At 55.9% G+C, this 14,423-nt stretch carries 8 protein-coding genes; 2 read left to right on the forward strand and 6 right to left on the reverse strand.

The window, feature by feature from the left end; genetic code table 11:
- Positions 1 to 4: 4 nt before the first annotated feature.
- On the reverse strand, positions 5 to 2,860 hold the full coding sequence (locus tag ACJMKX_RS14375) for an AAA family ATPase (protein ID WP_405226841.1): 2,856 nt from the start codon (positions 2,858 to 2,860) through the stop codon (positions 5 to 7).
- A 109-nt stretch (positions 2,861 to 2,969) separates the two neighbouring features.
- Between ACJMKX_RS14375 and ACJMKX_RS14380 the strand changes: the two genes are divergently transcribed.
- Both ACJMKX_RS14380 and ACJMKX_RS14385 read left to right on the forward strand, forming a co-directional pair.
- Positions 2,970 to 3,875, forward strand: a complete 906-nt coding sequence (locus ACJMKX_RS14380; RefSeq protein WP_405226844.1) for an HNH endonuclease — start codon at positions 2,970 to 2,972, stop codon at positions 3,873 to 3,875.
- 311 nt (positions 3,876 to 4,186) lie between these two features.
- Complete coding sequence (locus ACJMKX_RS14385) at positions 4,187 to 5,914, forward strand: retron Ec67 family RNA-directed DNA polymerase/endonuclease (protein WP_405226846.1); 1,728 nt, start codon at positions 4,187 to 4,189, stop codon at positions 5,912 to 5,914.
- Between the two features lie 153 nt (positions 5,915 to 6,067).
- On the opposite strand, the gene ACJMKX_RS14390 is transcribed toward ACJMKX_RS14385, so the two are convergent.
- From ACJMKX_RS14390 to ACJMKX_RS14410, 5 genes are all read right to left on the reverse strand, one after another.
- Entirely contained in the window at positions 6,068 to 9,289 is a 3,222-nt protein-coding gene (locus tag ACJMKX_RS14390) for a type I restriction endonuclease subunit R (protein WP_405226849.1), read from the reverse strand.
- Entirely contained in the window at positions 9,286 to 10,605 is a 1,320-nt protein-coding gene (locus ACJMKX_RS14395) for a restriction endonuclease subunit S (protein ID WP_405226852.1), read from the reverse strand. Before ACJMKX_RS14395 ends, ACJMKX_RS14390 begins: the two co-directional genes overlap by 4 nt.
- A complete protein-coding gene (locus ACJMKX_RS14400) occupies positions 10,602 to 12,344 on the reverse strand; it encodes a type I restriction-modification system subunit M (RefSeq protein ID WP_405226855.1) in 1,743 nt (580 codons plus the stop codon). The genes ACJMKX_RS14395 and ACJMKX_RS14400 overlap by 4 nt, the downstream gene beginning before the upstream one ends.
- A gap of 387 nt (positions 12,345 to 12,731) precedes the next feature.
- Positions 12,732 to 13,334 carry a 2'-5' RNA ligase family protein gene (locus ACJMKX_RS14405; protein WP_405226858.1) on the reverse strand — a complete coding sequence of 201 codons (603 nt, stop codon included), beginning with the start codon at positions 13,332 to 13,334 and terminating at the stop codon, positions 12,732 to 12,734.
- On the reverse strand, positions 13,331 to 14,323 hold the full coding sequence (locus tag ACJMKX_RS14410) for a hypothetical protein (RefSeq protein WP_405226861.1): 993 nt from the start codon (positions 14,321 to 14,323) through the stop codon (positions 13,331 to 13,333). Before ACJMKX_RS14410 ends, ACJMKX_RS14405 begins: the two co-directional genes overlap by 4 nt.
- Positions 14,324 to 14,423: the final 100 nt, after the last annotated feature.

Here is a 14,423-nt window from a genome sequence, read left to right on the forward strand (position 1 = left end):
CAATTTACCGGCCGTCCCCTAAGGTCTCATAGATCTTGCGGTAAGCCTTCGGATTAGAGAGGGCGGCTTCGTTCAGGGCGTAGACCACCTTTGAATGATTACTGCCGCTGGCGAAGAGGTTGTCTGCAACTCTCTTCTCCAGGACGAACTGCGCGTCCGCGTCGTCGATCTGATCATCCCCGAGGACAGCGCGGACCTTGCTCCAATCCTCGAAAAAATACTCCTGCAGAAGCGGTATCACTTTCCGCTTAAACGCTTCCTGTAAAGACGCCCTATTGAGGAAGTATGCATGCCCAATCATGTGCTCACGATCAAAAAGCGCCTCAATTCGTCGGTTCATTGCCATCAGCATCTGTCCCAGATCGATTGTCTCGCCCGACAATACGACCGGCTCTAATAGGTCTGGATTAGGCATTAACTCCTTGAAATCGAAACGCCGGCGCAGCGCTGTATCGATATGCGCAAGCGAGCGATCCGCCGTATTCATCGTTCCAATTACATCTAAGTTCGCTGGGACACTGAACATATCCCCAGAGTACGGCAGCGTTACGGTCAGTTCATTAAGGGCGCCGGAGCGTTTGTCTTCCTCAAGCAGTGTTATGAGTTCGCCCAGAATCTTCGAGATATTGCCGCGATTGATCTCGTCGATGAACAGAGCGTACCGATTCTCTGGATCCCGACGGGCCCGTTCGCAGATCCGCCGAAACACGCCCAACTCAAGGGTATAGCCGACCTCCGCGGTCTCTGCCTCATCGTTACCCAAGACCGGCCGTATACCCTCTACAAATTCCTCATAACTATAGGACTGATGGAAGGTGACGAAAGCATACCGTTCGATCGACTTCTGACTAGCCTCGGGTCCAGCCTCAAATTTCTCAATGGCACCAAGCACATGCTCACCCGACTCAGCCCACTCCGGCACAAGACTCCAACGGCTCGACTTATCTTTATCAAACCACGCTGGCTCATGCCGCTTAGCAACGTTGACGTACTCACACTCGGCTACGGTATGCGCCTGTAGGTTTCCCCAGATCGTCGCGTTGACGCCGGACTCACGTCCCTGCACCCGTGCCTTCGACTTGATGAACTTGTGGCGCACAAGCTCGGATACCTTTACAGGCCCGCCCCCCATATCGTGGAGCGCCGCCGCAATCACTTCGTACCAAGTTAACTGACCGATGGTTTCGTCCATCCAGTCGTCAGGCGTCACCTCCGAGGCCGCATCCGTGTACTTCGGAAAATACTGCTCCTTGAGCATGTAAGTCTTCCCAGTGCCAGGAGGCCCGTACAAGATGAGATTCATTGCCTCTCCCACAACAGGCTCATCGGCGCCACCCTCAAGCTTCGCATCACTGACCGTCAACTTCCTCAAAAGAAACCAGCAGAATGTATTAAAAAACGCGAAGTCCGAATCGTCGACACCGTGCTCGACAAGAAAATCGTGTATCTCGTGATTGACATCGAACCAGTCGGAGCTGGACCGCGGCTCCAACCCGAACTGCTCGGCGAGCGCCTCGCGGAGATCGAGGATATCTTGTCTCTTGACGATCGTCGCAAGAGATTCCGGAGCAACTGCCGAAAATACGCGTCGGGTCACCAGTCGAGGAACGCGCGCAATCTCTCCGGCATCCTTCCGTTCCTGAAATTCATTGATAATGTTCGAGAACGTGTTTGGTGTGGGACTTCTGAGTATCTCCTTCGTCATGCGCGGAAGTGCATCGCCGAGTGCTTCTTTGGCTGACCGCGCCAGCACTCCCTGTCCAGCGTTCGCGACTCCGTTCTTCATCTCGAACCAGAGCCGGTCAATCAACTCGTCATCGACGATCCCCGTTTCCTTGGCCTTTTGAGCCGCCGCGACGATTTCCCGATAATGCGATACCCAATCAGGCCGAGGATTCTCCTCCTTATACGCCGCGAACATCTGCGCCAAGGTCTGACCCGTCGCGCGCTCCTGCCACATCTTATGGACTCCTTCGGCAAATTCCCGTTTGATAGATATCCCCGATGATTGGGGAGACCAATTCTGCTCTGGGAATTCCCTGTTGAGATCTGATATGGGGACCGATGCCTCTGTCAGATCGTCTCGGACTTCCTCAAATTCGACCATGACATAGCGGAGATCATGATCTTTCTGTTGGTGCCAGTGCGGCGCCATGAAAGGCGTTGAGCATGCTCGGGCTTTCGCTACGAGCCCTCGCGAGTTCCCGGTTCCCAGCCGTATGAAATAGACCGGATCACCCGGTAGAACTGCTGTCGAGTTGCAGGCCCAGTACGTTCGGTCTCCCTGTGAGAACCCGAGACGACCATCTTCTTGTCCCGCTCCACCTTCTTTTTGTCTCGCTGGATTCCACGTCAGCAAATATGCAGGTCTGACCTTATCGAAATACTCTCGGCATAACCTAGCTGCACCATGCTGTGCGCCCTCGTCTTGCATCCGTGACTCGGTGAAGAGCCCGGGAACTAGATGCTGGTAGTTTGTGCGTGCCTCGACAGTAACGTCGGCCGGCTTGAATCCCTCTACGGTCAAGCGGAACTCGTTTCCCATGATGTCCGCCTCTACTACCGCGGCCTCTCCGCACACGTGACTGGTGCGTCCCCGACTGAGGATGAGTAATCGCGTGTCCGCGGTGAGCTTTCGGATTACGATGTTCTCATACCAGCGCCGATGCTGTGGGTGGTCATCTAGGTCGAAGGAGAATACCTGGCGCGACGAGTCTCCGATTTCGGTGGGGTCTACGCGAAGAGTCCAGATCGGGACGATCTTTTCGTCATAGGGAATTGCTGTATTTGCCACCGACTTCTCCGTTGGTAGAAATGCTGAGTCCCAGTACACCTTTAATCTCTCGGGATTATGCTTCATAAAGCGCTAATCCTCGAACGAGTGGCTGATAGCCCCCTAGAGCGCCGCTTTCACCGGCCGCTAAGCAATTGCTAACATTTCTGCTCAGGAGATCGATAGGTGAGACGCCATGGAAGATCCACGGAGCGCCGGCTGCCGTACTGCCGCTTTCAAGTGGCTGCAAACCCACTGGGAAGGCACCGGTGACACGATCCCACGGGAAGCGTTAAGGCACGGCTTCACTTTCGAGGGGGAGAGGGTCCAGCTAATCGGCCCGCAGGGAATCTTCAAGCCAAGGCAGATTGCTCACTATCCGCTGTCGATAACAACGACTACCAAGAGCCCCTACAGCGACTCCTTCGAGCCAGGCACTGACTTTCTACTCTATAGCTACCGTGGTAGAGACCCCGAGTTTCACGAGAATCGGCGCCTACGGAACGCGATGCACGATCGAATCCCGCTCATCTACTTCTTCTCAACGATCCCCGGTCGATATTTAGCGATCTGGCCCGTATATGTAGTCGGGGACAACCCGAGCCGCTTGCAATTCACTGTTGCGGCTGATGAACCGGCGCAGCTCAAGTACGAGAGAGACGATAGCGACGAACATACTCGCCGTAGCTACACCACCCGGCTGGTTCGCCAACGAATGCACCAGCGATCGTTTCGGGACAGGGTCTTACAGGCCTATCAGGAGCGATGCTCCATCTGCCGCCTGCACCACTCTAAGCTCCTAGATGCTGCCCATATCATTGGGGATACGAAGGAGACCGGAGAGCCCGTGGTGCGCAACGGGCTATCGCTCTGCAAGATCCACCATGCGGCATTCGACAATCTGTATTTTGGCATACGACCGGATTACGAAATCGTGGTGCAACCCGAGATCATGGAAGAGGAAGATGGTCCGATGCTCAAACATGGACTGCAGGAGATACACGGATCGCGCATTTTCGTACCGTCTAGATCTCGCGACCGGCCAGATCCTGAGAGACTACGAGTGAGATTCAACACATTCGCTGAGGCTGCAAACCTCTGAGTAATAAGTTGCTCCGAAAATAGAAGATCGTGCTGCGCCCGTTTCCGTGGTTGGAGCCTCTCAAGTCCCGACTATCACGCCCACTGATTGCGTTCGCTGTAGTTCCACAACTCGGCAAGCCACCCCTTTCCAAGTTTCTTGACCATGATAGACTCACGCTGGGCTCGCAGACAGACCTTGTGCCATGGTTCGTGGCACGTGAAATAAATGTCGGGGACTATGCTTCCGACGATAGCCTTACATAGCACGATCTGTTATGTGGACTTTGCATCGCGTAAGAGTGTCTGCGAGCCCATTCCAACATGTCACACTTGACCGCATTACAATCTGCTAAGTCCCTTTCCGATCTTGCGCCGTTGCTTGGCTTTGAACCCAAAGCCATTTCCTACATCCTCTACAAGACGCCTGACGCGTCGAAGTACAGCACGTTCGAAATCTCCAAACGCTACGGGGGAACGCGGACGATCAACGCGCCCAATGAACGCCTAAAATTATTGCAGAAGCGTACATCCGAGCTTCTCCAAAATTGCGAAGCCGAGATCAAGAGTCAAGCGGACTGGCGTGACCAGTTCACACATGGGTTTAAGCGGAAGCGTTCCATCATCACGAATGCCAAATTGCATCGTGGCCGCCGGTACGTATTTAACCTTGATCTACACGATTTTTTTGGAACGATAAATTTTGGTCGTGTGCGAGGATTCTTCATCAAAGACAAAGGATTCTCCCTAAACCCAGCTGTTGCGACCGTTATCGCGCAGATTGCGTGCCACAATAACTGCTTACCGCAAGGTAGCCCGTGCTCGCCCGTCATTTCCAATCTGATCGGTCACATTTTGGACGTTCATCTCGTTAGTCTTGCGTCACGTCAAGGCTGCACTTATTCCCGCTATGCAGATGATCTAACGTTCTCCACCAATCGTCCAAAATTTCCGGCAAGTATCGCCGTACCTATCGCGAGCCATGTTTGGGCAGCCGGCCCTGAGCTGAGTCGTCAGATCCATCGATGCGGGTTTGAGATCAATGATCGAAAGACACGCATGCAGTACCGTAATTCGAGACAGGAAGTCACGGGTCTGGTGGTTAACAAGAAGCTAAACGTTCGCAGAGAGTATCGTCATAACGTTCGAGCGATGGTGCACCATCTGTTCACCACAGGTAGTTTCGATATCGTGTACAAGTGGACCAAGTCGGACGGTACCAAGGGCGAGAATCGAACGCCAGGAACGCTGAATCAACTCCACGGAATGCTGGGATTTATCGACAGCATCGATGTTTACAATCGGCGTCTTGCGCTCAAGACCGAAAAGACGATGCTGAGTAAGGAGCTGATGTATCGACAGTTCCTTCTTTTCAAGGAGTTCTACGCTGCTCAGAAGCCCGTGATCATCTGCGAGGGCCCTACCGATAACGTATACGTCCTGCATGCGATTCGCTCGTTGGCCGCTCGGTTCCCTGGCCTGGCGGAGGTAAGGGCAGACGGCTCGATCAATGTTAAGGTGCGCATTTACAAATATGCTGGAACAAGCACCGGAAGAATTCTCGGGCTAACGGGCGGCGCGTCCCGATTGGCGCACTTAATACACGCCTACCGAAAAGAAAGTAGAAGATTTTCTGCTCCCGGCAAGTTCTACCCGGTGATATTAGTAGTTGACAATGATTCGGGGTCCACGCCTGTTTTCAACGCAGTAAAGGAAGCTACCGGGAAGAAGCCGACTGGATCGGAGGCATTTATACACGTCACAGCAAATATGTATGTGGTTCCAATCCCAGAACCGAGAAGAAAGAAGGGTAAGGGTGACACGAAGATAGAGGACCTTTTTTCAAAAAAGGTACTGGCAGCCAAAGTTGGCGGCAAAAGCTTTCATTCCGCCGGCAAGGGCTTTGATGAATCGAGACACTACGGCAAGACTGTGCTTGCGCATAAGGTCATTAGGCCAAACGCCGAGAAAATTAACTTCAGGGGCTTTCGGAGTCTATTGGCCAACATAAAGCGGTTGATTGACGAACACACCCGAATTCATGGCTCTGCCCCGCCCTAGCCATTCTCGGGGAACGCCCGGCAGTTTGAGTCGAAACCAAACCTGTCCGGCACCTTCAAGCCCTATTCGAATTCTACGCCGTGTAAGAGGGGCGCAGAGTCCTTACGGTGCTTAGCTTTCCGCAGAAAAAGGTTCCAACTCCAATTCCTGAGATCAGACCGATTCAACAAGCGCCTGCAGATCCGTATCGCCACGAGCTAACTTCAACGCCACCATTGCGAACTGGATGAGATTATCCCGATCAGAAAGAAGCCGCTCTGCATCCTCCTTATCGGTGCTATTCATCATTTGGTCGATGACCTGACGACGGATCTCGTCAACCGCATCACCGGCCTGCATGATCTGGTCATCGCTGTTACCCGCATCGATCTGCTTGCGAACCGTATTGTTCCGCCTAAGGCTCTCGCCCATCGCAGCCAGGACGCCGATGCGCTTCAACTGCTGTGCCTCGGTCGCTCCCTCACCAAAGATCCTATTGATCGCCGCGATGATCTCGCTGATCCGTTCGCGCTGCCGGTCGCGACCCTCGCTGATCGTGCCTTTGGCCGGTCGTAGCTCATTGCCTTCCTGCACACCCAGATCCGTATCGACGCCCTCCCGCTTGACGATGCGATAGTGCGTCATCTCCAGCCCGGCTAGGTCAATGTCCCGCATCGGCACGTTCTGGAGCCGTTTCACATATAAGCGGATGAACCGTGCCAGCTTCTCCAGGGACGCATCGCCCAACGGCACTACCTGCGCGATGTACTGGTACAGCCGCACGAATTTGCGCATGCCGTCCCTGAGCTGCATCAACCCGTCGCGTTCCTTCGCATACTCCGATCGCCGCGCCTCGGCCTCCTCTCCCGCCTTCGCATCGCCGCGCGCATCGGCCTGCGCCACCGTCATCTCCCAGCGTACAATCGTGTCATTGAGTTCGTTCAGCTTCTCGTTAAAGCGCCGGACGGCCGGTTCTACGGCGTTCACCAGGCGCGCATTGGCCTTTGACGCATCCAGCGTCCCGGCGAGGATACCGGCAACTGCGTCGACTTCCTGCGTCGTGTACAGCCCCGACTGGTCGAGTCGGTCCTTGAGCTCATAGATGACATCTAAGTCCTGCGGCTCGCTAACCTCGGCCTGCTCGTAATAGGTGCGAAACGCTTTGACGATCTCCGCTGGCTCATTGGCAAAATCGATGACATAGGTCGTGTCCTTCCCCGACTTGGTGCGGTTCAGACGCGACAGCGTCTGCACGGCCTCTACGCCGGATATGCGCTTATCCAGATACATCGCGCAGAGTTTCGGCTGGTCGAAGCCAGTCTGGAACTTGTTGGCAACGATCATCACCTGATAGTCGTCGGTGTCGAACGCCTCGCGCAGATCACCGGAGACATCGTTCAGGGAGGCCTCGGTGAACTCTGAGCCTGACAACGCCGGGTAGTGCTCAGACAACGGCGGCGTGTCGCCGGATACGGTGCCGGAGAACGCGACGAGCGCGTACAGATCAGTGTAACCGTGGTCGCGCACGTAATCGTCGAACGCGTGCTTGTACATCACGGCCTGCGCACGCGAGCTAGAGACAATCATCGCTTTGGCACTGTGATCCAAAAGGTGCGCGACGTTGCGTCGGAAGTGCTCAACGATGAACTCTATCTTCTGCGAGACGTTGGTGGGGTGAAGCGCAGCCCAACGCGCCAACGCCCGCGAGGCCTGCTTCGCGTCAACGCGCTCGTCCTTCTCCACAGCCTCCGAGAGCTTCCGCGCCACACGGTACGGCATGTAGCCGCGCAGTACATCCAGAATGAACTCTTCCTCAATTGCCTGCCGCATGCTGTAGAGATGGAAGCTTCGAGGTTTGCCGTCTGCATCGGGCCGCCCGAACAGCGTCAGCGTCTCGTGCTTGGGTGTGGCCGTGAACGCAAAGTAAGAGACGTTGGGCGGGAACAGACGCTTGTCCTGCAACATCCCCATGACCTCATCAGGAGTCAACGACTTGGCTTCCTCCGGGTCGATCGTCAGCGCCGCCCGAAGCTTGCTCGCGGCCTGTCCGGTCTGCGAGGTATGCGCCTCGTCGATCACGACGGCAAAATTGCGTCCGGCCAGTCCTCCTTCGTTAGCGATGGCCTCTAGAGCGAAAGGGAACGTCTGGATTGTTACCGTAATGATCGGCGTGCCGGCAAGCAGCGCCTCGGCTAGGCGCTCGCTCTTGGCGGTGGCGCCAAAACCTCGCGCCCGCTCGATACCCTCGATCACTCCCTCCTGGTGATCGATCTGCTTGATCGCCTCGCGAAGCTGATCGTCCAGCACGGTCCGGTCCGTGACTACGATCACCGACGAGAACAGGTCCTCGCCGTTCTCCGCCTTCATCCGGATCAACGAATGGCAAAGCCACGCAATCGTCATGGTTTTGCCCGACCCGGCACTGTGCTCCAGCAGGTAGCGCTGCCCAACGCCCTCGTCGCGCACCGCCTGGTCGAGAGCGGTCACGGCTTGCCACTGGTGGTACCGCGGGAAGAACATCGTCTCCTGCCAGTATCGTTTGCCGTTGGCGTCTTCCTTGCGTTCTCGCTGGAACATGAAGAAGCGGTGGATCAGCCGCAGCAGATTGTCGCGCCGGAACGTCTCCTCCCAAAGGTAGGCCACCGGGTAGCGATCGCTGCCGGGCGGCTGCGGCGGATTGCCGGCGCCGCCATGGGCTCCCTGGTTGAACGGCAGGAAGTAGCTGTCGTCGCCCTCGAGCTTCGTGCACATCCATGCCTCGGTGGTTGACACGGCGAAGTGCACCAACGCGCCGCGCTGGAACGCGAGGAGCGGCTCGTCGCCGCCGGTCGGCGACCGCGGAGAGCGGTCCCGCTTGTACTGCGCGATGGCCGACTCGACGTCCTGCGTAAAGTCGCTCTTGACCTCCCATGTTGCCACTGGGATGCCATTGACGAAGAAGACGAGGTCGATCGACCATTCCCGCACCGGGTTGTATTTCAGCTGCCGCACTACGCGCAACCGGTGCGCCCGATACCGCCGCAACACGGCCTCGTTGCGCCCCTCCTCGGGCAGGCTCTGACTCATCTGCAAAGTGCCGGCCCCGGCCATCGAGAAGCCTCGGCGTAGTACCTCAAGCGTCCCGCCGGTCTCGCGGTTACCGAGCTTCTTTGCCAGTTCATCCAGCACGCGCCGCTTGGCCCTATCGCCATGCAACCGCTCAATCCGCGCCCACTGCTCTGGCGCCGTATCGCGAAGCCACCCGACGACATCCTCCGGGTACAGTCCTTGCGCCTTCTCATACTCAGATGGATCGCCTGCCAGCCACCGCTCGCTCTCAGGCAGGGCCTCGGTAAGATACTCGAGGATGTGATCCTCAAAATGTATCTCACGATGGACCGATCCGACTGCGTTCATGCAACGGCCTCGTCGGCTGAACGATTGCGGACGTCGATTTTCCCGGTGACTGCAGCCGAGATCAGTGCATTTCGTCTTTGCTCAAGCAGCGTTATCGACGTCTCACATTCCTCGATTACGCCATCGAACCGCTCCGTAGACTCGCGTAGGAAGTCTAATATCTGCTGCTGCTCTGACTGTGGCGGAAGCGCTAACGGCATTTTCGCTAGTCGGGAGATGTAAATATGCTTTATAGCGGTGCCACCCGCCTCGTAGATCATTCGAGCTTGGTAGATGCCGCCCATCAACAGGTATACGAGAAACCCGCTGCTCACCGTACTCGCTTTGGGCCGTAAAAGCGCGACTGACTGATTTATGCACGCGTCGGAACCATCATGGATAGCAACCCGACCAAGCGTTCCGTCTTTAGTAAGGAGGATGTCTCCTTTCTTGGGTCGACTTTTAGCGGTCAGCAGAGTATCAAAAGCCTCACGCGAGGTTCGCCTGGCGCTTTCGTACTGAACATGTCCCATGGCAATGTCGTTCGCCGTAAGCAGGAATGGCCCGTCATCTTCTGTCGGCATCGGATTCGTGTAGCCATACGAAATCTTGGTCAGGGTCCATCCAACGCGGGTGACGTCCCAATGCGCCGGTACCTCCCCCAACCACTCAACGCCCGACGGCTTCGTCGGCGCATCCGGATTCAGGCCCTTGGTCACCGCGTGACTGATAACGGCCTGGCGTTTTTCCTGCAATATGTCGATTAGATTCTGTTGCTCACTGATGAGGCTTTCGATCTTCGCCAGCTCTCTTTTCAGGAACGTTGCGATGTGCTTCTGCACTTCGAGCGGCGGACACGGTACCCGCAGGGTCTTGATATCGGGAAAGTAAATGGTCAGGTGTGTAGCACCGTACGAAAGTTGATCATACTTCTGGCCCATCGCCTTCACAGCGGCGTGCAGATAGTCCGAATCAACCATACGCGGATTGGGCGTCCAGCACACGAATGCTTGGGTCGTTGCCATCGGCTTCCCAATCACGCAGCTAAACCCAATCGATGCCGTTCGCGACAACATGACCGTCCCTTCGGGATGCACGACTGCCGCACTGTTCTCGAGCCCTAGCTCACTAATCTTTTGCCCCGTTTGCATAAGGGGCTCCAACGACCATGGTCCGTGCTTTCTGATATCGTCAACCGTCACCCAGGGGATGGTGCAATTCTGCCAGTATTCTGCAACCGACCTTGACGGAGTATGGCCGGTCCCGAGGGACGCGACCTCCCGAAGCGGGACTACGGGCCACTTCGTAGTCGTCTTTCCGAACCATAGATTGGTCACACCCCGATCTCCCGGATCATCTCCACGATCTTACCGGTCACCTCCTTCAGCTCCGCGTCGATCTCCGCCAGCGAGCGTGGCGGCTTGAACACGTAGAAGTGCCTGTTGAACGGGATCTCGTAGCCGATCTTCGTCTTGTCGTGATCGATCCAAGCGTCCGGCACGTGCGGCTTCACCTCGCGCTCGAGATATTCGTCCACGTCCTCGTGCAGCGGCACGTCCTCGGTGTCACGCAGCTTCGTGTCCGGCTTCGGCTGGCCCTTCTTCGCGCCCGACGTGTAGCGCTCGATCTCGCCGTCGTCGCCGACCAGTGGCCGCTCGACGGTGATCGTGCGGTAGCCGAACTCGGTGCTGTTGAAGATGCGGCTGACCGGGATCTCGGTACCGTCGTCATCAGTGAGGTGCGCCTCGCGATTGTCGGCAAACAGCCGCGCTACCTCAGCGATTTGATCCTCACTCATCTCGCGACGCTTGCTGCCGAGACTCTTTCGCATCTTCCGCCACAGATGAGTCGCGTTGATGAGTTGCACCTTGCCCTTGCGGTCGTCGGCCTTCCGGTTGGTCAGCAACCAGATGTAGGTGGCAATACCGGTGTTGTAGAACATGTCGGTCGGGAGCGCGACAATAGCCTCCAGCCAGTCGTTCTCCAGGATCCATCGGCGAATCTCGCTCTCGCCGCTGCCCGCGTTGCCGGTGAACAGCGGCGAGCCGTTAAGAACGATGCCAATTCGAGTCGGCGCGTCGGTCTTCATCTTCGAGATCAGGTGCATCAGGAATAGGAGACTACCGTCGGAGACGCGCGGCAGGCCTGGGCCAAAGCGGCCCTTGTCGCCCCGTTTGTGTTCCGCCTGCACTGCGTCGCGCACCTTCTTCCAGTCGACGCCGAATGGCGGGTTAGCGAGGCAGTAGTCAAAACGCTCTGTGTAAAGCTGGTCATCGCTGAGCGTGTTGCCGAGCTTAATGTTCTCGGTGTTGTAGCCCTTGATCATCATGTCGGCGACTGCAATGGCGTGTGTCTTGTCGTTCAGCTCTTGGCCGAACGGCACGACGCTCGCGTCCGAGTTCCACTCATGGATCTGCTCGATGCCTGACGAAAGGAAGCCGCCGGTACCGCAAGCGGGGTCATAAATGCTCCGGATGACGCCATCGCCCCGCAGCGCGTCTGCGTCGTGGGAGAACACCAGCGTCGTCGCCAGGCGCACGACGTCGCGCGGCGTGTAGTGCTCACCGGCCGTATCGTTCGCGCTTTCCGCGAAGAGGCGGATCAGGTGCTCGAACGCTAGCCCCATCTCATGGTTGCTGACGGTGTCCGGGTGTAGGTCAAACCCGGCGAAGTAGTTGCAGATCTGATAGAGCAGCTTGTCGTCGTGGAGCTTCTGCACGATGGACTCGAACCCGAACTGCTCGAAGATCTGCCGCGCGTTCGGCGAGAAACTGGCGACGTAGTCGACGAGGTTCGACAGCGTGTCGGCAACGCCCAGATTGCCCAGGCTGTAGGTGCTGGTGTTGTAGAACTTATGGCCGCTGACGCTTGGCAGCACCTGGGTCGGATCGACATCCATGCTCGCGATCTGTTCGCTCCGCTCGACGACGGCATCGCGGGTGGGCTCCAGCACGCATTCGAGGCGTCGGAGCACGGTAAAAGGCAGGATGATTGTGCCGTATTCGGATTGTCTGAAGTTACCGCGAAGCAGTTCGGCCACGTTCCAAATGTGGCTACCGAGGTTCTTCTGGTCCATTTGGCTCCGGTCGCGAGTTGCCGTCCGTTGGGTGGAGATGTGTCGTGAGTATACTGAAGACTCGCCCGCCGAACGAAGGGCAGACTCGTATTGAAGGGTCAATACGGCGGGACAGACACCTGTGTTTTATCGTGACTAAAGGCGTCTTCACTTGGTCTCTTCCAGCCCATTCGGCGCTAGCGTCATCTGGAACTCCCGCAAGCTACGTGAGGTCCGACTTCGTACGGGCGCAGTCCGAAAAGATCATTGGAGTATCCGTAATTGTCTCTAGCCGCGACTGAACTTGGTTAGACCTCGTTTACGCGGGTGACACGCATAACAGCGAGACCTCATCGAAGGTACGCGCGCAGGGCGTTACAACGCTGTCGTTCCTCACTGCGTTATCCGCTACTGACGCGATTGCGATCGCATATGCGCTGCCATTAGTTTGGCTGCCCGCTGCAATATGTCTGGTCTTACCAAGCGACGATTCGAGAGGCTAAGAAACTGGCGATCTCGTGGGAGTGATTCCAATGGGAATAGATCTGATTGCTTCGACACATAAGGCGAGAGTCGGAATTCATGGCAGACCAACGCCAGCGACTCCTCTCGAAGAAAGTCGTAGATCTTCTGAGCAAGCTGCGGATCGCTGCCTTTGTAAATGGTTATATGAGGATTGAAACCAAACTTTTCGATCGGAAAATCAGGCTTCCACCAAATATCCTTGAGACTATCGCTCTTGACCCGCAAAAACACAACGGACGAACCAGGATTGTGAAATATACCGGCCCCGTGGATAAGAATTGGATGCGCATCTAGTGTGCGTTGTAAGCTCCTGATCTCTTCTCTCGAAATATTCCGGTCGTATGGTCCCCGCACAGTTATGTGTATATCACTACTGGCTTGGCCTTCGCCGAACTCGCGGCGAAGCCCCCACAGCAAAGCGTTAATCTCTGGGTCCAAAAACTCGAGAAAGAGAAATCTTGGTGGCCCTTTTTTTTTGTCGCTCACAAGATCAAGTACTTCTGCTGCTCCTGATCGATACCAGGGTGCGAGAGTGCGCGGTAGAGGAAATTCGACACTCGACGTGCCGCTTTCCGAGAGCTCATAGAAAGCTCTTCATCCGGCAATTCTTGTGTTCCTAGTTTTTCCTTCCACACAAGAAATCGCTCGTAATCATCCAAGAACGCCTCAAATTCCGGCTGCAGACTTTCGTCTTGTAGTTCGTCCAGACCGAACGCCAACCTTTGTAGAGGACTCAGGCGTACAAGGGACTTTACCTGAGCAGCAGTCTTCACTGGCTCGGCCATCATCGGAAGAACAGTGCCGAACACGGTCATCATGCGGCTGAACTTTAAATTGATGTTCTTCTTCCGCCACGGCTTCTCAGGATCATCCCGTATTAGCTCGTAGTTCAGACACAACGTCCGCCAGAATCGGAGCAAATCGTTTAGCAGAAATAACGGCCGAAATGATCGCTTCCCGCGACTATCCCGGAAATAGTGGTCGATAACGCTGTCAATAGCGGATTCATAGATTTCATCATTGCAGACACATCGGCTCTCGAGGATAAGGAGCATTCTTACGGTGAACAGATTCTCGCTATCATCTTTGGGTGCACCGAGCGACTGTAGCATCTGCTGAATCGAGTGAACTTTCAGAAATTCACCGTCATTGCTGAGCGGTCCTGAGCCCAATTCTCTGTTCACGCCAATAACGTGAGCGAGCATCTCTAGCTCATCAAGCCGACTCAGTGCGTGATGTGATTCGTCACTCAAAAGAAAGACGTCGAGATCAGACTTTTCACCCACATCGCCGCGACCGAGGGAACCCGCGCAGAACACCGTGCAGTGTGAACGATTGAAGGGAGCAGCCGAAGATTCAAACCGCGATCGAATCTCGATGAGTCGATCATCAGCTGTTCTCCTCCGCGATCTTAGTGACTTATGTTCCGAGAGAATTCTCGAGAACGGTCCAGCGGCGCCGGCGACTTCGTCCATGACCGTATCTCCTTCAGCACATGATTATGCATACCCAATCCGGAAGGGAACGATATTTGCCCATATGACTTATGGCGTAAACGATAAGCTTCACACTGTT

The organism is Lentisalinibacter sediminis (assembly GCF_040706615.1).
GTDB lineage: Bacteria > Pseudomonadota > Gammaproteobacteria > Steroidobacterales > Woeseiaceae > Lentisalinibacter > Lentisalinibacter sediminis.

Excerpts from the sequence above, each read along its gene's own strand:
- ACJMKX_RS14375 (WP_405226841.1), bottom strand. The coding sequence starts at position 2,860 with ATGAAGCATAATCCCGAGAGATTAAAGGTGTACTGGGACTCAGCATTT.
- ACJMKX_RS14380 (WP_405226844.1), top strand. The coding sequence starts at position 2,970 with ATGGAAGATCCACGGAGCGCCGGCTGCCGTACTGCCGCTTTCAAGTGG.
- ACJMKX_RS14390 (WP_405226849.1), bottom strand. The coding sequence starts at position 9,289 with ATGAACGCAGTCGGATCGGTCCATCGTGAGATACATTTTGAGGATCAC.
- ACJMKX_RS14400 (WP_405226855.1), bottom strand. The coding sequence starts at position 12,344 with ATGGACCAGAAGAACCTCGGTAGCCACATTTGGAACGTGGCCGAACTG.
- ACJMKX_RS14410 (WP_405226861.1), bottom strand. The coding sequence starts at position 14,323 with ATGGACGAAGTCGCCGGCGCCGCTGGACCGTTCTCGAGAATTCTCTCG.